Here is a 23,221-nt window from a genome sequence, read left to right on the forward strand (position 1 = left end):
ATGAAGCCTGTGTTCATCGCCTTGTTTCTCGCCTGCACCAGCGCCCAGGCAGCCATGGGCCCGTTCGATGTGTATGAACAGGCCCTGCGTAACGATCCAGCCTTCCTTGGCGCAATCAAGGAGCGTGACGCCGGCCTGGAAAACCGCACCATCGGCCGCGCCGGCCTGTTGCCCCGGCTGTCGTACAACTACAACAAGGGCCGCAACAACTCCCAGGCCAACCTGCCCGATGGCCGTGGCGGCCACTATCACGACGACCGCAACTACAACAGTTTCGGTTCGACCTTCACCCTGCAACAGCCGCTGTTCGACTACGAAGCCTATGCCAATTACCGCAAGGGCGTGGCCCAGGCGCTGTTTGCCGATGAGAGCTTTCGCGACAAGAGCCAGGCGCTGTTGGTGCGGGTGCTGACCTATTACACCCAGGCCCTGTTCGCCCAGGACCAGATCGACATCGCCCGGGCCAAAAAGAAGGCCTACGAGCAACAGTTCCAGCAGAACCAGCACCTGTTCCAGCAAGGCGAGGGCACCCGCACCGACATTCTGGAGGCCGAGTCCCGTTATGAACTGGCGACGGCCGAAGAGATCCAGGCGCTCGACGAGCAGGACGCGTCACTGCGCGAACTGGGGGCTTTGCTTGGCGTACAGAGCGTCGACATTGCCGACCTCGCGCCACTGAACCAGGACTTCGCCGCCTTGACCCTGGCCCCGGCCAACTACGACAGCTGGCACGAACTGGCATTGACCAACAACCCGACCCTGGCCTCCCAGCGCCAGGCCGTGGAAGTGGCGCGCTATGAGGTGGAACGCAACCGCGCCGGGCATCTGCCACGCATCACCGCGTATGCCAGTTCGCGCCAGCAGGAGTCCGACAGTGGCAACACCTACAACCAGCGCTACGACACCAACACCATCGGCATTGAAGTCAGCGTGCCGTTGTATGCCGGGGGGGGAGTCTCGGCGTCCACCCGCCAGGCCAGTCGCTCCATGGAGCAGGCCGAGTACGAGCTGGAGGGCAAGACCCGCGAGACCCTGATCGAGCTGCGGCGCCAGTTCAGTGCCTGCCTGTCGGGGGTCAGCAAGCTGCGCGCCTATCAAAAGGCCCTGGCCTCGGCTGAAGCGCTGGTGGTGTCGACCAAGCAAAGCATCCTTGGCGGCGAGCGCGTCAACCTCGATGCCCTCAACGCCGAGCAGCAGCTGTACAGCACCCGTCGCGACCTGGCCCAGGCCCGTTACGACTACCTGATGGCCTGGACCAAATTGCATTACTACGCGGGCAACCTGCGCGACACCGACCTGGCCAAGGTCGACGAAGCCTTTGGCCCAGGCCCGCGCTGAATAAAAAACACAATAAAAGTGAGGACGGTCACCGTGAACGCGAAACAACGAGGCTATCACTGCGTCATGCTGTGTGGGCTGGCCAGCCTGGGCACTGCCCAGGCCGCGCCCTATGTAGAGGCCGGCAAGCTGGGCGACCCCGCCAGTTGGCGCTCGGCGGAATACCAAAGGGACTGGGGCCTGGGCCGCATGCAGGCTGATCAAGCCTATGCCGCCGGGATCAGCGGTGCCGGGGTGAAGATCGGCGCGCTGGACTCGGGTTTTGATGCCAGCCACCCGGAAGCCTCCCCGCAGCGTTTTCACCCGGTGACCGCCAGCGGCACTTACGTGGATGGCAGCCCGTTTTCCACCACCGGCGCGCTGAATCCCAACAACGACTCCCATGGCACCCACGTCACCGGCACCATGGCGGCTGCGCGGGACGGCAACGGTATGCATGGCGTGGCCTACAACGCGCAGATCTATGTGGGCAATACCAACGCCAACGACAGCTTCCTGTTTGGCCCGACGCCCGACCCCAAGTACTTCAAGGCGGTGTACAGCGCCATGGTCGATTCCGGGGTACGCGTGATCAATAACAGCTGGGGCAGCCAGCCCAAGGATGTCAGCTACCAGACCCTGGGTGATCTACACGCCGCCTACGCGCAACACTTCAACCAGGGCACCTGGCTGGACGCCGCCGCCGATGTGGCCCGCGCCGGGGTGATCAACGTGTTCAGCGCCGGCAACAGCGGGTATGCCAACGCCAGCGTGCGCTCGGCCTTACCGTACTTTGAGCCGGCGCTGGAAGGCCACTGGCTGGCGGTGTCGGGCCTGGACCAGGCCAATAACCAGAAGTACAACCAGTGCGGCATCGCCAAGTACTGGTGCATCTCCACCCCCGGCGCGAAGATCGACAGCACCATCCCGGGCGGCGGTTATGCGGTCAAGTCCGGCACCTCGATGTCGGCGCCCCATGCCACAGGCGCCTTGGCGCTGGTGATGGAGCGCTACCCGTACTTGAACAACGAGCAGGCCTTGCAGGTGTTGCTGACGACGGCCACGCAACTGGACGGTTCGGTGACCGACGCGCCGAACGCCAAGGTCGGCTGGGGCGTGCCGGACCTTGGCCGGGCGATGCATGGACCGGGGCAGTTACTGGGCACCATGGACGTCAATCTGGCGGCCGGGCAGGGCGATGTGTGGAGCAATGGCATTTCCGACAAGGCGCTGCTGCAGCGCCAGGCGGAAGACAGCGCCGAACACCTGGCATGGCAACAGACCGTGCAGGACAAGGGCTGGGAAAATGGTCCTGGCGCCGGCGCCAGCCAGCAGGAGCAGACCGACTACGCGGTAGGCATGGCCCGGGATGCGGCGGCGGCCCAGCGCATTTACCAAGGCAGCCTGATCAAGTCCGGCGCCGGTAGCCTGCTGCTCAGTGGCGACAGCACCTATCGCGGCCCGACCACGGTCAATGGCGGTGTTTTGAAGGTCGATGGTTCGTTGACCTCGGCGGTCACGGTCAACCCTGGCGGGACCCTGGGCGGTTCCGGGCGCATCGGCGCATTGCAGGCCAACAGCGGCAGTGTGATTGCGCCGGGCAATTCCATCGGCACCTTGAACGTGACCGGGGATGTGCGCTTCGACGCCGGTTCCACCTATGCGGTGGAGCTGTCGGACGCCAGCAGCGATCGTATCGTCGCGGGCGGCAAGGCCACCCTCAACGGCGGCACTGTGACCCTGGCCCTGGAAAACAGCCCGACCCTGCTCAGCCAGCCCCAGGCGCAAAGCCTGATCGGCCGCCAGTACAACATCTTGCAGGCGGCGGGCGGAGTGACCGGCAGTTTTGCTGCGGTATTGCCCAACTATCTGTTTCTGGGCGGCAACCTCGATTACGGCACTAACGGCGTGCAACTGGCTATCGCGCGCAATGACGCAAGCTTTGCCAGCGTCGCGGCGACCCGCAACCAGCTTGCCGTGGCTTCCGCTGCCGAGCAGTTGGGGGCCGGCAACCCGGTGTATGAAAGCGTGCTGAGTGCCGACTCCGCAGTGGTCGCGCGCCAGGCCTTCCAGCAGTTGTCTGGCGAAATCTACCCTGCGGTGGGCGCGATGCTGATCAACGACAGCCGCCATGTGCGCGAGGCCGTCGGTGAGCGCCTGCGCCATGTGCCGGCGACCGGCGAAAGCAACCTCTGGATCAAGGCCCTCGGCGCCTGGGGCAAGGCCGACAGCAGCAGCGAATACGCGGGGTACACCCGCTCTATCGGCGGAATGCTGCTGGGGGTCGATGGCCAGTGGGACGAACAGACCCGCGTCGGCGTGATGGCGGGCTACAGCGACAGCTCGCTGAACATGGGCGATGGCACGCACTCGTCGGCCGATGTCGACAGCTACCACCTGGGCACCTATGCCGGGCGTGAGCTGGGCAACTGGCGCGTGAGTGTGGGCGGCGCCTACAGCTGGCATCGCGGCGATGTGCAGCGCGACCTGCAATACAGCGACGTCAGCGCCAAGCAAAAGGCCAAGCTGGATGCACGCAGCCTGCAGGTGTTCACCGAGGCGGCCTACCGCTTGAACCTGCAAGCGCTGGCCCTGGAACCGTTTGCCAACCTGGCCTATGTGCACCTGGACAGCGAAAGCTTCCATGAAAAAGGCGATGCCGCCGCCCTGCAGCGCGGCAGTGATCGCCGCGACGCGACCCTGAGCACCCTGGGCCTGCGCGCCCTTAAAACAGTGCCGCTGAATGACCGCCAGCAACTGGAACTCTCCGGCTCGCTCGGCTGGCAGCACAGCCTGACACCGGTTGAATCCGAGGAGCACCTGGCCTTTGTTGCCGGAGGCCCATCGTTTGCCGTGCAAAGCACGCCGTTGCAGCGCAACGCCGCGCTGGTGGGCTTGAAGGCCAGCCTGGCATTGAGCGAGACCACGCGGGTCAACCTCGATTACAGCGGCCAATTGGGTGCGAAGGAGAACAACCAGGGCGTGGGCCTGAGCCTCGACTGGCAGTTCTGAAGCGGCGCCAACAAAAAGAACAACAAACGCAATGAAACTAAGGAAGGTCACCGTGAACGTAAAACAACGAGGGTTTCACTCCGCCATCCCAACAGGCCCGGGCTACCCGCTCAAGGCCCTGAGTCGCGTGCCATACGGCGCGTTGCTGTGTTGCCTGGCCAGCCTGGGTACCGCCCAGGCCGCACCCTACGTCGAAACCGGCAAGCTGGGGGATGTCGCCAGTTGGCGCAGCAATGAGTTCAAGGCCGACTGGGGCCTGGGGGCGGTGAATGCCGATGTGGCGTATGCCGCCGGTTACAGCGGCAAGGGCGTGAAGCTGGGGATTTTCGACCAGCCGGTGTACGCCTTGCACCCTGAGTTCTCCAGCCCGGGCAAGGTGCAGACCCTGGTCACTGAAGGGATCCGCCAGTACACCGACCCGTACATCCCGGTAAAGGCCGGTGACCCGTTCCGCTATGACGGCACACCGTCCCAGGGCTCCAATGGCAAGCTGGGCGACCACGGCACCCATGTCGGTGGCATTGCCGCCGGCGACCGTAACGGTGGGCCGATGCACGGCGTGGCCTACAACGCACAGATCCTCAGCGCCGAGAACGGTGACCCCGGCCCCGAAGACGGGATCATCCTGGGCAACGACGGCGCGGTGTACCAGGCCGGCTGGGACAGCCTGGTGGCCAATGGTGCGCGCATCATCAACAACAGCTGGGGCATCGGCATTGGCGATCAGTTTGCCCAGGGCGGCAAGGACCCGGCGTCCCCCCATTTCGGCCTCAGCGAGGCGCAGGCGCAGTTCGACCAGATCAAACCCTTGCTGGGCACCGCTGCAGGGGGCGCTTATTCGGGCGCGATCAATGCGGCGCGTAGCGGCGTGCTGACAATCTTTGCCGCCGGCAACGACTACAACCTGAACAACCCCGATGCGATTTCCGGCCTGGCGTATTTCGTCCCCGAGATCGCGCCCAATTGGCTGTCGGTGGCGGCGTTGCAGCGCAACCCGGACGTCAACAGCCCTAACCCCTATGTGATCAGCACCTTCTCCTCGCGTTGCGGGTATGCCGCGAGCATCTGCGTATCGGCACCGGGCACGGCGATCTACAGCTCGGTGATGGTCGGCACCACCGTCGATAACATGAACCTGGGCTGGAACAATAAAAGCGGTACCTCCATGGCCGCGCCCCATGTGGCGGGCGCGGCCGCGGTGTTGATGGAGCGTTTCCCGTATATGAGCGGCGAGCAGATTTCCACGCTGCTCAAGACTACCGCCACCGACCTTGGTGCACCGGGCATCGACTCCCTGTACGGTTGGGGCATGATCAACCTGGGCAAGGCGGTCAACGGCCCGGGGATGTTTATCACCGCCGAGGATATTCCGGCCGAGTTTCGCATCGACGGTGGCTATGGCAGCGGCCAGTTTGTCGCGGACTTGCCCGGGGTTGGGGCGGTGGTCGATGCCGGCAAGCCCACCGAGCGCCTGTGCACCGATGTGCACTGCGGGCGGGACGTGTGGAGCAACAACATTTCCGGTCACGGCGGCCTGACCAAGCAGGGCATCGGCACACTGGTGCTGACCGGCAGCAACACCTACAGCGGGCCGACCCTGGTCAATCAAGGCTTGCTGGCGGTCAATGGCTCGCTTACATCACAGGTCACTGTCAGCAACAGCGGGGTCTTGGGCGGGGCCGGTAGCATCGGCGCGCTAAACGCGAAAAGCGGCGGTACGGTCGCGCCGGGCAACTCCATCGGCACCTTGAATGTGGCTGGGGATGTCAATTTCGATGCGGGCTCCACCTATGCGGTAGAGCTGTCCACGACCAGCAGCGACCGCATCGTCGCCGGTGGCAAGGCGACCCTCAACGGCGGCACTGTGACCCTGGCCCTGGAGAACAGCCCGACCTTGCTTAGCCAGCCCGAAGCGCAAAGCCTGATTGGTCGCCAGTACAATATTCTGCAGGCGGCCGGGGGGATTACCGGTAGTTTTGCCTCGGTACTGCCCAATTACCTGTTTGTCGGCGGCAACCTGAACTATGGCGCCAACGGCGTGCAACTGGATGTTGCGCGCACGGCCAATAGCTTTGCCAGCGTCGCAGCGACCGATAACCAACGTGCGGTGGCGGCGGCTGCCGAGCAACTGGGTGCAGGTAACGGGGTGTATGAAAGCCTGCTGCTGGCGCCGAGTGCGGCCTCGGCGCAAGGGGCGTTCCAACAGTTGTCGGGGGAAATCTACCCCGCCCTGGAAACCGCGCTGGTCAACGACAACCGCTACCTGCGTGAAGCCGTAGGCGAGCGCCTGCAGCAGGGGGAAATGGGCACTTCAGCGCAAACCCTCGACTCGCGTGGCAACGTCTGGATCAAGGCCCTCGGCGCCTGGGGTAAAACCAACAGCGCCAGCGATACGGCGGGCTACACCACCTCCATCGGCGGCCTGCTGGCGGGTGTGGACGGTGCGCTGGATGACGACACGCGCCTGGGCCTGGTCGCCGGCTACAGCGATACCTCGCTGAACATGGGCGATGGCACCCATTCGCGGGCATCGGTGGACAGTTACCACTTTGGCGCCTATGCCGGTCACGACATCGGCGCCTGGCGCCTGAGCGGCGGGGCAACCTACAGCTGGCACCGTGCTGATGTGACGCGTGAGCTGCAATACGGCGAAGTCGCCGGCAAGCAGAAAGCCAAGGTCGATGCCCGCAGCACCCAGGTCTTTACCGAAGCGGCTTACCGCCTGAACCTGCAACCGCTGGCGCTGGAGCCATTCGCCAACCTGGCCTATGTGCATCTGGACAGCGATGGCTTCAGCGAGAAAGGCGATGCAGCGGCGCTCAAGGGCGGCGATGACACCCGCGACCTGGTGCTCAGCACCCTGGGCGTACGGGCCTTGAAGACCTTCAACGTCACCGACCATCAGGCCCTCGACGTTTCCGGCACCCTGGGCTGGCAGCACAACCTCAGCGCCACTGATTCCGAGCGCCACCTGGCGTTTGCTTCGGGTAGCACTGCGTTTGCCGTGGAAAGCTCGCCGATGGTGCGCGATGCGGCGTTGGTCGGTGCGCGGGCCAGCCTGGCGCTGACCAAGGATGCGCGGCTGAACTTTGACTACAACGGCCTGCTGGCCAGCAAGGAGAAAATCCACGGTGTGGGCTTGAGCCTGGACTGGGCCTTCTAAACACCGCAGCTCCAAACTGTGGGAGCAGGTTTGCTCCCACAGTTACAGCATTCCAACCGTTTTGGCTTTCTCGACAATTCCAACAAAAGAGAGGCAATACCATGGGTGTCTACGACTACAAAAACCTTACTACTGAGGACTCCAAAGCACTGTTCGCCGATGCCATGGCGATCACGTTGTACTCCTACCACAACCTGGATAACGGCTTTGCCGTGGGCTACCAGCAGCATGGCCTGGGGCTTGGCTTGCCGGTGACCCTGGTGCAGGCGTTGCTGGGCAGCGCCGACTCCCAGGGCGTGATCCCCGGTATCCCATGGAACCCCGACTCGGAAAAGGCCGCCCTCGACGCGGTGCAAAAGGCCGGTTGGACCCCCATCAGCGCCAGCACCCTCGACTACGGCGGCAAGGTCGATGCCCGGGGCACCTTCTTTGGTGAGAAAACCGGCTATACCAGTGCCCAGGTGGAAGTCCTGGGCAAATACGATGACGCCGGCAAACTGCTGGAAATCGGCATCGCCTTCCGTGGCACCTCGGGGCCCAGGGAGAACCTGATTGTCGATTCAATCGGCGATGTGATCAGCGACTTGCTGGCAGCCTTCGGCCCTGCGGACTATGCGAAAAACTACGCGGGCCAGGCGTTTGGCGACTTGCTCGGCAAAGTCGCCGCGTATGCCGGCGCGCAGGGGCTCAGTGGCCAGGATGTACTGGTCAGCGGCCATAGCCTCGGTGGCCTGGCGGTCAACAGCATGGCCGACTTGAGCAACACCACCTGGGCGGGTTTCTATAAGGACGCCAACTACGTGGCCTATGCCTCGCCGACCCAGAGCAGCGGCGACAAGGTGTTGAACATCGGTTATGAAAACGACCCGGTCTATCGCGCCCTCGACGGTTCGTCGTTCAATCTGTCGTCCCTCGGGGTGCATGACCAACCGCATGCCTCCAGCGCCGATAACATCGTCAGCTTCAACGACCACTACGCCTCGACGCTCTGGAACATCCTGCCGTTTTCCATCCTCAACCTGCCGACGTGGATTTCCCATTTACCCACGGGTTATGGCGATGGCATGAGCCGCATCCTCGAATCCAAGTTCTATGACCTGACCAGCCGTGATTCGACGATCATCGTCGCCAATCTGTCGGACCCGGCGCGCGCCAACACCTGGGTGCAGGACCTCAACCGCAACGCCGAAGCCCACCAGGGCAGTACGTTCATTATCGGCAGCGACGGCAATGACCTGATCCAGGGTGGCCGGGGCAACGACTACCTGGAAGGTCGCGCCGGCAACGATACCTTCCGTGATGGCGGCGGCTACAACATCCTGCTGGGCGGCAAGGGGTTCAACACCCTGGACTTGCAGCAGTCGCTGAAAAACGTCGAAGTGGCCAACGATGGCGCAGGCACCCTGTACATCCGCGACGGCCAAGGCGGTATCAGCATGACCCGCGATATGGGCGCGATAGTGAGCAAGGAAAGCTATCTGTTGCTGTTCAGCAAAGAGGTGACCCACAGCGTGACCGACAAGGGGTTGCTGGCGGGCAAGGACCTGACCGCCTATGCGGCGTCGCTCAAGGGCGATGCCGGCGCCAATCTGCTCAAGGCCGGCGATAGCGGGCAGTGGCTGTTTGGCCTGGACGGCAATGACCACCTGATCGGCGGTAAAGGCAACGATGTTCTGGTGGGCGGGGCCGGCAATGACCTGCTGGAAGCGGGTGGCGGGCGCAATACCTTCCTGTTCGACGGCGACTTCGGCCAGGACCGGATCCTGGGTTACCAGTCGACGGACAAATTGGTATTTATGGGCGTGGCGGGGGTGGACGGGCAGTACAACTACCTCGACCATGCCAAGGCAGTGGGCAGCGATACGCTGCTGACCTTCGGCGATAACTCGGTGACGCTGGTGGGGGTAGGGCTGGGCAGCCTGTCGGCGGAGGCGTTCGTGATTACCTGAAACAAACCGTAGGCGCCGGCTTGCCGGCTCCTACGGTGATTCGGTCAGTCTTCCTTGCGCACGGTCGCGACATCCGCCGCCTTGACCCGTACGCGTTTGCCGGCGATATCGGTGAATTCGTAGAAACCATCGGGAGTCTTGGCATTCGGCGTGTCTGTGGTCAGGTACTGCGTACCGTTTTGCAAGGTCACGACGGTCGGCGTCGAGCAACCGGCCAATGCCAGAAACGTCAGTGCAGCCAGCGGCAGGCCCCAGTTCTTCATGTTCATAACCCTTACTCTCATCCTTCGAAAACCCCGTGCTCAACGGCTGCGGGCAACAAATGTTACGCGGATCCACCCCCATCTGATCACTTTTATGCAAAAAGTTGCGTGCGCCACTGATCTATTAGCGATTGCAACGCAGGCCTGGCAGCGGCAATCTGTATGCATAACCAGTGTTTGCCCAAGTGCCCGTCATGTCCAATCCCCTCGAAGACCCGTTTTACTACCTGCATAACTTCCAGCAAGTGCTCGACTGGCTGGAGCAGCGCTATGCCGATGTGCTGGACGATGAAGAGCAGCGCTTTATTACGCAGTTCGCCCAGCTGCCGCAACCGGCCCAGGCGTTGCTGGTGCGCATGGTGATGCGCAAGGGCCTGCATTTTCGGGCGAGCAAGCTCAATTACCTCGAGATCGGCCCGATCGACGTGGCCGTGCAACCACTGTTGGCTCACGGTTGGGTGAATGAGCAGGGCCTGCTGGCGCTGGATGAGGTGTGGGGGCAACTGCAAAAAGGCGAGGTGCTGCAAGCGTTCAAGCCGTGGATCGAGCAGCCCAGGGGCAAGAAGTCCGATTGGCTGCCCGGTTTATCCAGCCAATTTACCGAGCCGCGGACGTTTGCGCAGTGGTGCCCGCAGTTGGACGACCGGCTGTACAGCCTTACGGTGATGGACCTGTGTGACCGCCTGCGGCTGATGTTTTTCGGCAACCTGTACCAGGACTGGTCGGAGTTTGTACTGGCGGACCTGGGGATCTACACCTACGAAAAGGTTGAGTTCTGTGCCGAATCCCGTGGCCTGCGCCATCGCGACGATGTGTCTGGCCTGCTGTTCCTGCACCAATGCCAGCAGGCCTTCGAGGCCGGTGAACCGTTGGCGGAGGTGCTGGCGCAGATCGCCACGCTGACCACTGATAACCCCTGGCTGGAAAAGCGCCGGGCCAAGCTGCTGTTCCAGGTCGGCCAGCATTGCGAACGGGTCGCCGAACTGGCCCTGGCCGAGGCGATCTACCGCGATTGTGCCTACCCCGGCGCGCGTGCACGGCTGATCCGGGTGCTGGAGCGTCAAGAGGCGTTCGCCCAGGCCATGGACCTGGCCCTGGAGGCGCAGGCAGCGCCCCACAGTGCGGCCGAGCAGCAGCACCTGTTGCGGGTGCTGCCACGGTTGCGGCGCAAGCTGGGCGAACCGGCGCTGCCCAAGGCCAAACCCCCGGTGATCCAGCGCCTGGACCTGGAACTGCCATTCCCGCAACCGCTGGCCGCCGTGGAGTTCTGCGTGCAGGCGCACTTGGGAGATGACGCGGGGCCGGTGCACTACGTCGAAAACACCCTGATCAACTCGCTGTTCGGCCTGTTGTGCTGGCCAGCGATCTTCGCGCCGTTGCCCGGCTCGTTTTTTCACCCGTTCCAGCGCGGGCCGGTGGACTTGCACAGTGAGGACTTCCAGCAGCGCCGCGCCGAACTGTTTGCCGCCTGCCTGGATCAACTGCACGACCAGCGCTACAAAACCACGATCCGCCAGCGCTACGCCGAAAAATGGGGGATCCAGTCACCCTTTGTGTTCTGGAATGTATTGAGCGAAGAGTTGCTCGAGCAGGCCCTCGATTGCCTGCCAGCCGAGCACCTGCGGCACTGGTTCGACCGCCTGTTGCTGGATATCCGCGCCAACCGCGCCGGGATGCCGGACCTGATCCAGTTCTGGCCGGCGCAAAAAACCTATCGCATGATCGAAGTCAAAGGCCCGGGCGACCGCCTGCAGGACAACCAATTGCGCTGGCTGGAGTTCTGTGGCGAGCACCAGATGCCGGTCACCGTCTGTTATGTCCGCTGGGCGGAGCAGGGCGCTTGAGCTATACGGTCGCCGTGCGGGCATTGTGCGAGTTCACGGCCAAGGTCGGTGACCTCGACCTGCGGTTTACCCCTTCGCCCAGTGCCCAGGAAGGCATGCTCGGCCACCGCACGGTGGCGTCCCGCCGTAGCGCGCATTACCAGAGTGAGGTGGCGCTGGAAGGGGGCTACCAACAGCTGAGCGTGCGCGGCCGCGCCGATGGTTATGATCCGGATCGCAACGTGCTGGAAGAGGTCAAGACCTACCGTGGCGACCTGGATGCCCAGCCGGCCAACCACCGGCAACTGCACTGGGCCCAGGCCAAGGTCTATGGCTGGCTGATGTGCCGCAAGCTGGGGTTGCCTGAGATCGGGCTGGCGCTGGTGTATTTCGATATCGTCAGCGAGCGCGAAACCGTGATCAACCAGCTGTGCCCTGCGGATGAGCTGGAGAAGTTCTTCAATCAGCAGTGCGCGTTGTTTCTCGGCTGGGCCGAGCAGCAGGCGCAGCAGCGCCTGGCCCGTGATACCGCAGCCAGGGCCCTGGCTTTTCCCCACGCGGACTTTCGCCTGGGCCAGCGCACCCTCGCCGAGTCGGTGTACAAGGCCGTCAGTACCGGGCGCTGCCTGATGGCGCAGGCACCCACGGGGATCGGCAAAACCATTGGCACGGTGTTTCCGATGCTCAAGGCCCTGGCGCCACAACAGTTGGACAAGCTGTTCTTTCTCACGGCCAAGACCCCCGGCCGCAAACTGGCGCTGGACGCGGTGCGAGTGCTGCACGCCAGCGCCGACCTGCCATTGCGGGTGCTGGAGCTGGTGGCGCGGGACAAGGCCTGCGAACACCTGGACAAAGCCTGTCACGGTGATTCCTGCCCACTGGCCAAAGGCTTTTATGATCGCCTGCCCGCCGCGCGCGAGGCCGCAGCCAAGGTGCGCCTGCTGGATCAACCCACGCTGCGCGAGGTGGCACTGGCCCATGAGGTGTGCCCGTATTACCTGAGCCAGGAGATGGCGCGTTGGTGCGACATGGTGGTCGCCGACTACAACTATTACTTCGATTTTGGCGCGATGCTGTTTGGCCTCGCCCAACTCAACCAATGGCGGGTCGCGGTGCTGGTGGACGAGGCCCATAACCTGGTGGAGCGGGGCCGGGCGATGTACAGCGCCGACCTTGATCAATTTGCCCTGAAGAGCGTGCGCGATAGCGCCCCCGAGCCTTTGCACAAGCCATTGCAGCGGCTCAACCGTGAATGGAATGCGCTGCACAAGGAACAGGTCACGGTGTACCAGGCCTATGCCAGCAAACCGGAAAAGCTGTTGCAGGCCCTGGCCCTGTGCACCAGCGCCATGGGCGAGTATTTCAACGACCACCCGCAGGCGCTCACGGGCGAACTGCAAAGCTTTTACTTCGAGGCCTTGCAGTTCGCCAAGGTGGCGGAGTTGTTCAACGAGCAGTTTATTTTTGATATCAGCCAGCGCGACCCGCTGGCCAAGCGCCGCTTCTCGCGCTTGAGCCTGCGCAACGTGGTTCCGGCCGAATTTATCCGCCCACGTTTGACCGCAGCCCGCAGCAGCGTGCTGTTTTCCGCGACCCTCAGCCCCCGGCATTACTACGCCGACCTGCTGGGGTTGCCGGCGGATACCGCGTGGATTGACGTCGAATCACCGTTCGAGGCCGCGCAGTTGCAGGTGCGCATCATCGATCGCATCTCCACGCGGTTTGTGCATCGCCAGGCGTCTCTGGAGCCCATCGTGGCGTTGATCGCCGAGCAATTTGCGCGTACCCCGGGCAACTACCTGGCGTTTTTCAGCAGCTTCGATTACCAGCAGCAAGTGGCGCAATTACTGGCCGAGCGGCATCCGGCGATCCCGACCTGGCATCAATCACGGGGCATGGCCGAAGCCGAGCGCCAGGCCTTCCTTGAGCAGTTCACCCAGCATAGCCAGGGCGTGGGGTTTGCCGTGCTGGGCGGGGCGTTCGGCGAGGGTATCGACCTGCCGGGGGCGCGTCTGATCGGGGCCTTTATCGCCACCCTGGGCCTGGCGCAGCTTAATCCGGTCAACGAGCAGATGAAGCTGCGCATGGGCGCGATCTTCGGTTCGGGGTATGACTACACCTACCTGTATCCCGGGATCCAGAAGGTGGTGCAGGCGGCCGGCCGGGTTATTCGCACCCAGCAGGACCAGGGGGTAGTGATGCTGATTGATGACCGTTTTGCCGAGCCCAAGGTGCGGCCACTGCTGCCGCGCTGGTGGTCGGTGACCTGAGGTATTTGCCCGATCAATGATGCTGGCGCAGGCCGTGCTGCTGGGGCAGTCTGCAGCAGTCCCTCTGATGGAGCCGCGTGATGAGTGCTATCGAGCAACAGACGATCCAGGTCAACGGTATTCAATTGAGCCTGCATATCGCCGGCCCCGAGACCGGCCCGCCGGTGTGGTTGCTCCATGGCTTTCCCGAGTGTTGGCACTCCTGGCGACTGCAGATACCGGCGCTGGCGGCAGCCGGCTATCGGGTGTTCGCCCCGCAGATGCGCGGCTACGGGCCAAGCAGTGCCCCTGCAGACATTGCTGACTACGACCTGCTGACCCTGTGCGCAGATATCCAGGGCGCCATGGACCTGTTCGGGCATCGTCGGGTGGCGATGGTCGGCCATGACTGGGGCGCCGTGGTGGCCTGGCACCTGGCCTTGCTGGAACCGCAGCGCATCTGCGCCCTGGTCACAATGTCGGTGCCCTTTGCCGGTCGCTCCCGCAGGCCGGTGATCGAGATCATGCGCGAGCTGTACGCCGAGCGGTTCAACTACATCCTGTACTTCCAGGAGCCCGGCGTGGCCGAACAGGAGCTGGAAGCGGACATCGAACGCACCTTGCGCCTGTTTATGCAGGACCAGGATGTATTCCTGCAGCAAAAGCCGGCCACGGCGACCTTGCTCGAGGGTGTCGCGCTGCCGGGCGCCTTGCCGGCCTGGTGCAGCCAGCACGACCTGGAGATCTATGTGCAAACCTTCGCCCAGGGTTTTCGCGGGCCGTTGAACTGGTACCGCAACTTCGAGCGCAACTGGCAGCGCACCGAGTTCCTGGCCGGGCGGCAGGTGTTACAACCGACGCTGTTCCTGATCGGCGACCGCGATCCGGTGGGGGTATTCGAGGCACATACGCTCAAGCGCATGCCCGAGGTGGTACCGCAGTTGGAACAGCAGGTACTGGCCAACTGCGGGCACTGGATCCAGGTGGAGCAAGGGGCGCAGGTCAACGCCCGGTTGCTGGAATTCCTCTGGCGTTGACTATCAACCCTTGGCCTTGGCCAGGAACGGCGCCAGGCGTCGGCCCATTTCTTCACCGAGAGCCTGTAGCCCGCTCAGGGGGCGGACCATCACCTCAAACTCGATGATCTGCCCCTGTTCGTTGAAGCGGATCAGGTCGATACCCTTGAGCTGCTTGTCGCCCACCCGCGCGCTGAACTCCAGCACCACACTGTGCCCGTCGGCGCTGGCCAGTTCGCGGTGGTACTGGAAGTCTTCAAACACTGTAAACACGGTGTTGAGGATCATCGACACCACGGGCGCGCCGGGGTAGGGCGTATGCGCCATGGGCGAGCGAAACACCGCCTCCGGCGCCAGCAGTTCGGGCAGGGCTTTGAGATCGGCAGTGGCCAGCATGGTGTGCCAGCGTTTCAGGGTATGGGCGGCCGGGGTGGCTAATTGCAGAGCGTCGGACATGGTCTGTACCTGTTCTTATGAGTGTCGAACAACCATAAGAGCAGCCACGAGGTGGGATCAATGATCCAAACTGACAGTTATATGTCTGGAGCAAACACCACACCTGTGGGAGCGGGCTTGTGGGGTCGCCGCATCGCTGCGATGGCGGTGTACCGGCCAATACATTTATCGACTGATACACCGCCATCGCAGGCAAGCCAGCTCCCACAGGGGAATGCAGCTTCGCACCCCGGCTTTGCTGTTGCTCTGCTTTTGATCTGGCTTTTGATCTTGATCTCAGGCGCCCCGTTAAACCACGATGGCCGCAGGCAGGTATTGCGCAGTGGGCACCCCGGCATGGATGCCGGGGTAGCCGCGACACGGCCATGGATGGCCGATCGCGGCGGGCCCACGGAGCAATGCCTGACTGCGGGCATGCCGAGCCTAGGCGAGGCACCGAGTGGTGGGGCAAGAGCCCTTTTGGTTACTTTTGGGGCTCTTTTCCAAAAGTGACCCGCTGTAAGAGCGGAACCAATAGCCGCCGTAACCGCAGCAACGGATATGTACACAAACCCAAGAAACACTAAAAAAATAGATACCTATGGCTATAACGGGCCCACCTCTACAGCGGGATATGGGGGGTCAAACCACCTCCAGGTAGGAACTGTGGATCGCCCGCGCCAGTTCGCGCACGGTGTCGATAAATTCGGTCAGCCGGCTGTGCAAGCCTTCTTCGAGAATCTCATCAATACCGGTGTAACGCAGCCGCGCCTCAAACTCGGCCGCCAAGCGCTGGGCCGTACGGCCGTAACTGCCCGGCAGGTCGGCGAGGATATGGCTCAACTCCTCGATACATGCATGCAACGAGCGCGGTACGTCGCTGCGCAACAGCAGCAGTTCCGACACCGAACGCGCATTCAGCGCATTGGGGTACAGCTCGGTGTAGGCCTCGAACGACGACAAGGCACGCAGCAGGGCGCTCCACTGGTAGTAGCCGCGGGCGGACAGGTCGCTGACTTCTTCGGACTCTTCGCCAAACATCTCGTAGCGTGCATCCAGCAGGCGTAGGGTGTTGTCGGCGCGCTCGACAAAGGTGCCCAGGCGGATAAACCGATAGGCATCGTTGCGCATGATGGTGCCGGACGTGGCCCCTCGGAACAGGTGCGAGCGTTGCTTGACCCAGTCACAGAAGTGGCTGATGCCATGGCGCGCCAGGCCGCCGGCGGCGATGCTGCGCATTTCCAGCCAGGTGGCGTTGAGGTTTTCCCACATGTCGGCGGTGATCCGCCCACGTACCGCATGGGCATTGCCCCGGGCGGCGCGCAGGCAGTTGTAGATACTGGCCGGGTTTTCTTCGTCGAGGGCGAAGAAGTGCAACATGCGCTCGGCGTCCAGTTGTTGATGGCGCTCCAGGTAGCTGTCGAGGGTGCCACTGCTGAGCAGCGACATCGCCAGTTCGTCCAGGCCATCACTGCGCCCGGCCTGGGGCATCAGCGACAGCGAGTAGCTGACCTCCAGCATGCGCGCCAGGTTTTCCGCGCGTTCCAGGTAGCGCGACATCCAATACAGATCTGCGGCGGTTCTACTCAGCATACTCAGCCCTCCACCACCCAGGTGTCCTTGGTTCCGCCGCCTTGCGACGAGTTGACGATCAATGAGCCTTCACGCAATGCCACCCGGGTCAGGCCGCCTGGCACCAGGCGGGTTTCCTTGCCCGACAGCACAAACGGACGCAGGTCGATATGCCGTGGCGCGATGCCGTTTTCGACAAAGGTCGGGCAGGTCGACAGGCTCAAGGTTGGCTGGGCGATATAGGCATGGGGCCGGGCCTTGATGCGTTGGCGGAAGTCCTCGATCTCGGCCGCCGAGGCGGCTGGGCCCACCAGCATGCCGTAGCCGCCGGAGCCCTGGGTTTCCTTGACCACCAGCTCGGGCAGGTGCGCCAGTACATGGGACAGTTCTTCAGGCTTGCGGCACTGGAACGTCGGCACGTTTTGCAACACCGGTTCTTCATCCAGATAGAAGCGAATCATCTCCGGCACATAGGGGTAGATGGATTTGTCGTCGGCCACCCCGGTGCCGATGGCATTGGCCAGTACCACATTGCCGGCGCAGTAGGCGGCCACCAGGCCAGGCACGCCGAGCATGGATTCGGGGTTGAAGGCCTGGGGGTCGAGGAAGGCATCGTCGATGCGCCGGTAGATCACATCCACGGCTTTCGGGCCGTCGGTGGTGCGCATGAACACCTTGAGGTCGTGCACGAACAGGTCGGCGCCTTCGACCAGCTCCACCCCCATTTCCCGGGCCAGGAACGCATGTTCGAAGAACGCGCTGTTAAAGCGCCCCGGGGTCAGCACCACGACATTGGGGTTGTCCAGGCGGCTGGCGCTTTTCAGGGTCTTGAGCAGCAGGTTGGGGTAGTGATCCACCGGCGCGATGCGCTGCTTGGCAAACACTTCCGGGAACAGGCGCATCATCATCTTGCGGTCTTCGAGCATGTAGCTCACGCCGCTGGGGGTGCGCAGGTTGTCTTCGAGGACGTAGTAGGTGCCATCGCCATCGCGCACCAGGTCGACACCGGAGATATGGGAGTAGATATTGCGGTGCAGGTCCAGGCCGACCATGGCCTTCTGATAGCCTTCATTGCCCAGCACCTGGTCGGCGGGAATGATCCCGGCCTTGATAATGCGCTGGTCGTGGTAGATATCGGCGAGGAACATGTTCAACGCATTGACCCGCTGGATACAGCCGCGTTCGATCACGCTCCATTCACTGGCGGGGATGCTGCGCGGGATGATATCGAAGGGGATCAGGCGCTCGGTGTCCTGCTCGTCACCGTACAGGGTGAAGGTGATGCCGGCGCGGTGGAACAGCAGGTCGGCCTCACGGCGGCGCTGGGCCAGCAGTTCCGGCGGGGTGTTGGCCAGCCAGCGGGAAAAATCCTGGTAGTGCGCACGGCATACGCCGTTTGCGTCATTCATCTCATCAAAGAAAGATCGAGCCATTCCAATTACCTTGTCAGTGCCGGGTGAAAGGCTGCAGGCACTGCCGCTTTAGAAAACGCATTGTTATGAGCCCGTGGCTTTTGGCGCCAACGGACCGGGTCCTTACTTTCTTTTGGAGTCGGCTCTGAGTCGGGGGGTAACAGTTGCTCCTGTGTTCACCTGGGCAGGCAGGGGGTTACAGGAGTAAAGCAATGGCTGTGCCGGAACCGCGTTTATTGGGATTACACGGTGTATCAGCCCGTTACTGGAGCAGACTGCGCAAGTGCAGTGCGTGATATGCGCAGTCTGCGCCCTATAACGGTGCGGGCGATTGACCTGAACTTCGGCCATGGGCGGTTCTTCTAAGGAGATTAAGCACTTTGAGGATCAACGATTGTGCCCAGAATCATCTCCCCGCACAGCCCGGAATCGGCGCTGACTGACCACACCGAACACAACGCCAAGATTTTCGGATCGCCCAAGGACCGGCTGGACTTCTATCGCCGGGAAATCCAGTACGAAACCACCATCCTCGCCAACCGCACCGATGCCTACCTGACGGCGCAGTCGTTTTTGGTGATTGCCTTTGTGTCGTGCATGGGCAACCTCAACCCGGAGTGGGGCAAGCTGTTTACCCTGGTGGTTCCGCTGCTGTTGTCGATGCTCGGGGTGTTCAGCTCGCTCAATGCCTGGCCGGGCATCCGCGCAGCCTACGACATCATTGATCACTGGCACTTCAAGCAAAGCGAGTTGTTGCGCAGCGAGCCGGTGATGGGCATGGCCTACGATGAGTCACCGCTGTTCTGCGAGACCGAGTCGTCGCACAAGGGTTATCGCAAGTCCTTGCTGTTTTCGGTGCGCACGCCGTGGCTGTTCATGGTGTTCTGGATACTGCTGGCGGCGTTTGCGTTCTATATCCAGGTGGACAATCCGGGGGCGTGACCATTGATCAGTACAGGTCATCCGGAATGAACTTCATCCACCAGTGCGGCACCTTAACCTTACACCATCGGATAAAGAGGTTCCCATGAGCACCCGTCACAGCCCAGACCCACACGTCAGCGGCAGGAACGATCCGGCCATCGATGACGAGACTCACCAAGTGCCCGCTCCCGGCACCGCAGCCGCCGCCCCCAAGGACCCACAACCCGCACCGACAAGGTGGCCAGGGACAATGAGTACAGCCCGGACTTCAAGCCAGAGCGCGAGCCCAAGCCGCAGACCGACGCTGATATTGATACCCCGGGCGGCTAAGGCCATGCACATTCCAGCCGAAGAGGAACCGATCAATGATCCGGGCAATGAAGACCCCGGATCGTTGATGGATGATGCGCAAGTGCCGCTGATTGAGGAGGATGAGGTGGCGGACGAGAGCAGTGCTGGTGCCTAGCGTCAGCGCCGCATCAGCTAGCCAGCTTGTTATGTGATCCAAAGCGAGAGGAGCGTGCATCAACCCTGGCATCACCCACCTGCCAACGGCGGCAGCCGGCGCTTGACCGGGGTTTTCTTGACGATGGCGGTGTTGGTTTCGGCATAGCCGTTGAGGCGGTCAAGCAAGGTGTCCAACTGATCCATGGTGCGCACGTGCAGCCGCGCGATAAAGCAGTCGTCGCCGGTCACCTTGTCACACTCGGTGAATTCCGGGATCGCCTGGATCTGCCGTTCAACCTCCTGCAATTGGCCGGGCAGGGGGCGGATGCGCACGATGGCTTGCAGCAAGTAGCCAAAATGTTTGGGGTCGACCTCCACGGTATAGCCCTTGAGCACCCCGCGCTCCTCCAGGCGGCGCAAGCGTTCGCCGACACTGGGCGAGGACAGGCCGGTTATGCCGGCCAAGGTCTTGAGCGAGCAACGCGAGTCGTCCATCAAGGCAGCGAGCAGTTGCTGGTCGATAACGTCAATCATCCTGGGCTCCTTAGGTAAACCTGAATTTTTGCCTAATAAGAATAGGCAAACACCGCCATTGGCCTTTCTCAGGCGCTGGAGCCTGATCGACGCAGATTGCCATAATTTAGCCTCATTCGAGGAGCTTAATCATGGACAAATCCATACGTCGCGGCTCATGGGAAATGGTTGGCGCCATGCTGATCTCCGGCACGATCGGCTGGTTTGTGCTGGTGTCTGGGGTGCCGGTCATTGAGGTGGTGTTCTGGCGTTGCGTCATTGGCGCCTTGACCCTGTTGCTGGTGTGCTGGCACCTGGGGTATCTGCGCAGTGCCTGGTTGAGTTATTCGACACTCGGCTGGGCCATGTTGAGCGGCGTGGCCATCGTGGGTAACTGGCTGTTGCTGTTTGCGTCCTATTCAAAAGCGTCGATTGCCATCAGCACGGCGGTCTATAACGTTCAGCCATTTATGCTGGTGATCCTCGCGGCGCTGTTGCTTGGCGAGAAAATCACCGTACAGAAGCTGGCGTGGCTGAGCGTGTCATTCATGGGCATGTTGGCTATCGTCACCGCCCATGGCGAGCAGCAGGGCAGCGGTGATCAATACCTGTGGGGCGTGGCTCAGGCGCTGGGCGCGGCTCTTTTGTATGCCATCGCTGCACTGATTATCAAGCGCCTGAAGGCTGTGCCGCCCCATCTGCTGGCGCTGATTCAAGTGAGTACCGGTGCGGTGCTGTTGGTGCCACTGGTTTCATGGCACAGCCTTTCAGCGCCGGTTGATGCCTGGGCGGCGCTGTTGACACTGGGTATGGTGCACACCGGCCTGATGTATGTGCTGCTGTATGGCGCGATCCAAAAACTGCCGACGGCATTGACTGGGGCGTTGTCGTTCATCTACCCGATTGCGGCGATCCTGGTTGATTGGATGGCCTATGGGCATCGTCTGGGTTGGACGCAATGGCTGGGTGTTGCGGCGATTCTGCTGGCGGCGGCGGGGTTGCAGCGGGGATGGTGGTGGCGCTGGAGGTCGGATGTTTCGCCCTCTCATGCTAAGCGCCCCTTGTAGGAGCCAGCCAAAGCCAGCTCCTACAGAGGGGGACTCAGTGCGGTGCGCGGGGAATGGTCTTGAGCAAGTCCGCCGGGCTGATATGCCCTACGACTTGCTGTTGTACACCACTGCCCGGCAGCGGCAGATCGAGGATATGCCCCTTGATCTTGCCCACCACATGCATTTCGCACGGTTTGCAGTCGAATTTCAGGGTCAGTACTTCATCGCCGTGAATCAACTGCATCGGTGCGACCTTGGTGCGTACGCCGGTCACGCCCTTGGCCTGCTTGGGGCACAGGTTGAAGGAGAAACGCAGGCAGTGCTTGGTGATCATCACCGGCACTTCACCGGTTTCTTCGTGGGCCTCGTAGGCCGCATCGATCAACTTCACGCCATGGCGATGGTAGAAGTCGCGGGCCTTCTGGTTGTAGACGTTGGCCAGGAACGACAGGTGCGACTCCGGGTACACCGGCGGCGGTGTGGTTTCGGCCTTGCGACCACCACGGGGGTGGGCCTCGACACGCGCAACCGTCAGCGCTTCGATTAAGTCGCGGCGCAGTGCCTTGAGTTGCGAATTGGGAATGAAAAACGCCTGGGGGGCGTCCAGCTCGATTGCGGTGGCGTGATACTGGGTGGTGCCCAGTTGGCCAAGCAGGTCGCGCAAGGTGTCCAGCGCCTGTTCCGGCTTGTTGGCCACGCCGAATGGGCCGGGCAGGGTGGTGCTGACACTCACGCCTTCTTCACTGGTGGCGGTCAGTTGCAATTGGTCTTCGCGCAGGGTGGCCTGCCACGACACGCCAACCCGCCGCTCGGCGGAGGTCTTGAGCAACGCTTGCTGCCAGTTATGGTCGAGGTTGCGGTTGAGCGGGTGATTCGGTCGTAGTTGGTGCAGGCCCGCCGGCATTTCGTTGGGCTCGACACGGTAGCGGTAGCGCTTTTCGCCGTCTTCTTCGAACTCACCTTTAGGCTCGGCGATATTGGCGCGAAAACCCACGACTTCACGCTTGATCAGCACGTTGAGGCCATCGCCGTTGGACAGCGGCTCATGGGTGATCACCTGCAAGTCGCGCTTGCCGGCTTTTTCCACGACGCCTACCGGCAGGCCGGTAAAGGTTGGGGTGTCGAAGGCGCCGATATCAATCTTGCGGTCACTGACGAAGTAGTCGGTGCTGCCACGGTGGAAGGTTTTTTCCGGGTCTGGCAGGAAGAAATGCGCGGTACGCCCGCTGGAAGCACGAGCCAGGTCCGGGCGGTCTTCGAGGATCTCGTCCAGGCGCTGGCGGTAATAGGCGGTGATGTTCTTCACATAACCCATGTCTTTGTAGCGGCCCTCGATCTTGAACGAGCGCACGCCGGCGTCTACCAAAGCGCGCAGGTTGGCGCTCTGGTTGTTGTCTTTCATCGACAGCAGGTGCTTTTCAAAGGCCACGACGCGGCCCTGGTCATCCTTGAGGGTGTAGGGCAGGCGGCAGGCCTGGGAGCAGTCGCCACGGTTGGCGCTGCGGCCGTTTTGCGCGTGGGAAATATTGCATTGCCCGGAGAACGCTACGCACAACGCGCCATGGATGAAGAACTCGATGGCGGCATCGGTTTCATCGGCAATCGCGCGGATTTCCTGGAGGTTCAGCTCGCGGGCCAGCACCAGTTGGGAGAACCCGGCCTGGTCGAGGAACTTGGCCCGGTTCAAGGTGCGGATGTCGGTCTGGGTGCTGGCATGCAGCTCGATGGGCGGGATATCCAGCTCCATCACCCCCAGGTCCTGGACGATCAGCGCATCAACGCCGGCATCGTACAACTGGTGGATCAGCTTGCGGGCCGGCTCCAGTTCGTCGTCGTGCAGGATGGTGTTGATGGTGGTGAACACCCGGGCGTGGTAACGACGGGCGAATTCCACCAGTTGGGCGATTTCGCTCACGTCGTTGCAGGCGTTGTGGCGCGCACCGAAGCTTGGGCCGCCGATGTACACGGCGTCGGCGCCGTGCAGGATGGCCTCGCGCGCGATGGCGACATCGCGGGCAGGGCTGAGCAATTCCAGGTGATGCTTGGGCAAGGACATAGTTTTTTTAGTCAGGCTTGT

Annotated in this window: 16 protein-coding genes and 1 pseudogene; 11 read left to right on the forward strand and 6 right to left on the reverse strand. The window is 62.4% G+C overall.

Annotation, left to right across the window (positions count from 1 at the left end; translation table 11 throughout):
• The 4 genes from PSFL_RS08405 (at position 1) to PSFL_RS08420 (ending at position 9,441) form a co-directional block, all read left to right on the forward strand.
• Entirely contained in the window at positions 1–1,338 is a 1,338-nt protein-coding gene (locus PSFL_RS08405) for a TolC family outer membrane protein (RefSeq protein WP_397469898.1), read from the forward strand.
• Between the two features lie 66 nt (positions 1,339–1,404).
• Positions 1,405–4,329 carry an autotransporter serine protease gene (locus tag PSFL_RS08410; protein WP_057438457.1) on the forward strand — a complete coding sequence of 975 codons (2,925 nt, stop codon included), beginning with the start codon at positions 1,405–1,407 and terminating at the stop codon, positions 4,327–4,329.
• A 31-nt stretch (positions 4,330–4,360) separates the two neighbouring features.
• Entirely contained in the window at positions 4,361–7,492 is a 3,132-nt protein-coding gene (locus PSFL_RS08415) for an autotransporter domain-containing protein (RefSeq protein ID WP_397469899.1), read from the forward strand.
• Positions 7,493–7,593: 101 nt separating this feature from the next.
• Positions 7,594–9,441: a polyurethanase gene (locus PSFL_RS08420; protein WP_273870300.1), complete on the forward strand. Its 1,848-nt coding sequence runs from the start codon at positions 7,594–7,596 to the stop codon at positions 9,439–9,441.
• A gap of 44 nt (positions 9,442–9,485) precedes the next feature.
• Here PSFL_RS08420 and PSFL_RS08425 read toward each other — a convergent pair whose 3' ends face one another.
• A complete protein-coding gene (locus PSFL_RS08425; RefSeq protein WP_057438460.1) occupies positions 9,486–9,710 on the reverse strand; it encodes a YgdI/YgdR family lipoprotein in 225 nt (74 codons plus the stop codon).
• Between the two features lie 188 nt (positions 9,711–9,898).
• On the opposite strand from PSFL_RS08425, the gene PSFL_RS08430 reads away from it, so the two are divergent.
• The 3 genes from PSFL_RS08430 to PSFL_RS08440 all read left to right on the forward strand — a co-directional run bounded on the left by PSFL_RS08430 (position 9,899) and on the right by PSFL_RS08440 (position 14,813).
• The gene (locus PSFL_RS08430; protein WP_170059122.1) at positions 9,899–11,548 is read left to right on the forward strand and encodes a VRR-NUC domain-containing protein; all 1,650 of its coding nucleotides are present in this window, start codon (positions 9,899–9,901) and stop codon (positions 11,546–11,548) included.
• Positions 11,545–13,797, forward strand: a complete 2,253-nt coding sequence (locus tag PSFL_RS08435; RefSeq protein WP_200657338.1) for an ATP-dependent DNA helicase — start codon at positions 11,545–11,547, stop codon at positions 13,795–13,797. Before PSFL_RS08430 ends, PSFL_RS08435 begins: the two co-directional genes overlap by 4 nt.
• Before the next feature lie 80 nt (positions 13,798–13,877).
• Positions 13,878–14,813 (forward strand): alpha/beta fold hydrolase, encoded by a 936-nt coding sequence (locus tag PSFL_RS08440; protein WP_397469900.1) that lies wholly within the window; start codon positions 13,878–13,880, stop codon positions 14,811–14,813.
• Positions 14,814–14,816: 3 nt separating this feature from the next.
• Here the strand turns inward: PSFL_RS08440 and PSFL_RS08445 are convergent, their stop codons facing one another.
• The 3 genes from PSFL_RS08445 to PSFL_RS08455 form a co-directional block, all read right to left on the reverse strand.
• Positions 14,817–15,248, reverse strand: coding sequence for a nuclear transport factor 2 family protein (locus PSFL_RS08445; RefSeq protein ID WP_057444786.1), 432 nt, complete (start codon positions 15,246–15,248; stop codon positions 14,817–14,819).
• A gap of 621 nt (positions 15,249–15,869) precedes the next feature.
• The gene (locus PSFL_RS08450) at positions 15,870–16,820 is read right to left on the reverse strand and encodes an alpha-E domain-containing protein (protein ID WP_029299950.1); all 951 of its coding nucleotides are present in this window, start codon (positions 16,818–16,820) and stop codon (positions 15,870–15,872) included.
• Positions 16,821–16,822: 2 nt separating this feature from the next.
• The gene (locus PSFL_RS08455) at positions 16,823–18,232 is read right to left on the reverse strand and encodes a circularly permuted type 2 ATP-grasp protein (protein WP_057959664.1); all 1,410 of its coding nucleotides are present in this window, start codon (positions 18,230–18,232) and stop codon (positions 16,823–16,825) included.
• A gap of 375 nt (positions 18,233–18,607) precedes the next feature.
• Here PSFL_RS08455 and PSFL_RS08460 point away from each other — a divergent pair, with 375 nt between their 5' ends.
• From PSFL_RS08460 to PSFL_RS08470, 3 genes and pseudogenes are all read left to right on the forward strand, one after another.
• Positions 18,608–19,153, forward strand: coding sequence for a hypothetical protein (locus PSFL_RS08460; RefSeq protein ID WP_057438464.1), 546 nt, complete (start codon positions 18,608–18,610; stop codon positions 19,151–19,153).
• 85 nt (positions 19,154–19,238) lie between these two features.
• A pseudogene (locus PSFL_RS08465) lies at positions 19,239–19,465 on the forward strand (hypothetical protein).
• Positions 19,466–19,469: 4 nt separating this feature from the next.
• Positions 19,470–19,601: a hypothetical protein gene (locus PSFL_RS08470; RefSeq protein ID WP_258558623.1), complete on the forward strand. Its 132-nt coding sequence runs from the start codon at positions 19,470–19,472 to the stop codon at positions 19,599–19,601.
• Between the two features lie 71 nt (positions 19,602–19,672).
• Here the strand turns inward: PSFL_RS08470 and PSFL_RS08475 are convergent, their stop codons facing one another.
• A complete protein-coding gene (locus PSFL_RS08475) occupies positions 19,673–20,116 on the reverse strand; it encodes an Lrp/AsnC family transcriptional regulator (protein ID WP_057438466.1) in 444 nt (147 codons plus the stop codon).
• 131 nt (positions 20,117–20,247) lie between these two features.
• Here PSFL_RS08475 and PSFL_RS08480 point away from each other — a divergent pair, with 131 nt between their 5' ends.
• Positions 20,248–21,162, forward strand: coding sequence for a DMT family transporter (locus tag PSFL_RS08480; protein ID WP_170059126.1), 915 nt, complete (start codon positions 20,248–20,250; stop codon positions 21,160–21,162).
• Positions 21,163–21,196: 34 nt separating this feature from the next.
• Here the strand turns inward: PSFL_RS08480 and PSFL_RS08485 are convergent, their stop codons facing one another.
• Positions 21,197–23,200: a U32 family peptidase gene (locus tag PSFL_RS08485; RefSeq protein WP_170059127.1), complete on the reverse strand. Its 2,004-nt coding sequence runs from the start codon at positions 23,198–23,200 to the stop codon at positions 21,197–21,199.
• Between the last annotated feature and the right edge of the window lie 21 nt (positions 23,201–23,221).

Source organism: Pseudomonas sp. DD1 (assembly GCF_044510355.1).
Lineage (GTDB): Bacteria > Pseudomonadota > Gammaproteobacteria > Pseudomonadales > Pseudomonadaceae > Aquipseudomonas > Aquipseudomonas shahriarae.

What these genes read in the sequence shown, in the direction of transcription:
- PSFL_RS08440 (WP_397469900.1), top strand. Translation starts at nt 13,878, where the DNA reads ATGAGTGCTATCGAGCAACAGACGATCCAGGTCAACGGTATTCAATTG.
- PSFL_RS08470 (WP_258558623.1), top strand. Translation starts at nt 19,470, where the DNA reads ATGCACATTCCAGCCGAAGAGGAACCGATCAATGATCCGGGCAATGAA.
- PSFL_RS08450 (WP_029299950.1), bottom strand. Translation starts at nt 16,820, where the DNA reads ATGCTGAGTAGAACCGCCGCAGATCTGTATTGGATGTCGCGCTACCTG.
- PSFL_RS08420 (WP_273870300.1), top strand. Translation starts at nt 7,594, where the DNA reads ATGGGTGTCTACGACTACAAAAACCTTACTACTGAGGACTCCAAAGCA.
- PSFL_RS08480 (WP_170059126.1), top strand. Translation starts at nt 20,248, where the DNA reads ATGGACAAATCCATACGTCGCGGCTCATGGGAAATGGTTGGCGCCATG.
- PSFL_RS08405 (WP_397469898.1), top strand. Translation starts at nt 1, where the DNA reads ATGAAGCCTGTGTTCATCGCCTTGTTTCTCGCCTGCACCAGCGCCCAG.
- PSFL_RS08430 (WP_170059122.1), top strand. Translation starts at nt 9,899, where the DNA reads ATGTCCAATCCCCTCGAAGACCCGTTTTACTACCTGCATAACTTCCAG.
- PSFL_RS08415 (WP_397469899.1), top strand. Translation starts at nt 4,361, where the DNA reads ATGAAACTAAGGAAGGTCACCGTGAACGTAAAACAACGAGGGTTTCAC.
- PSFL_RS08485 (WP_170059127.1), bottom strand. Translation starts at nt 23,200, where the DNA reads ATGTCCTTGCCCAAGCATCACCTGGAATTGCTCAGCCCTGCCCGCGAT.
- PSFL_RS08445 (WP_057444786.1), bottom strand. Translation starts at nt 15,248, where the DNA reads ATGTCCGACGCTCTGCAATTAGCCACCCCGGCCGCCCATACCCTGAAA.
- PSFL_RS08425 (WP_057438460.1), bottom strand. Translation starts at nt 9,710, where the DNA reads ATGAACATGAAGAACTGGGGCCTGCCGCTGGCTGCACTGACGTTTCTG.
- PSFL_RS08410 (WP_057438457.1), top strand. Translation starts at nt 1,405, where the DNA reads ATGCTGTGTGGGCTGGCCAGCCTGGGCACTGCCCAGGCCGCGCCCTAT.
- PSFL_RS08475 (WP_057438466.1), bottom strand. Translation starts at nt 20,116, where the DNA reads ATGATTGACGTTATCGACCAGCAACTGCTCGCTGCCTTGATGGACGAC.
- PSFL_RS08455 (WP_057959664.1), bottom strand. Translation starts at nt 18,232, where the DNA reads ATGGCTCGATCTTTCTTTGATGAGATGAATGACGCAAACGGCGTATGC.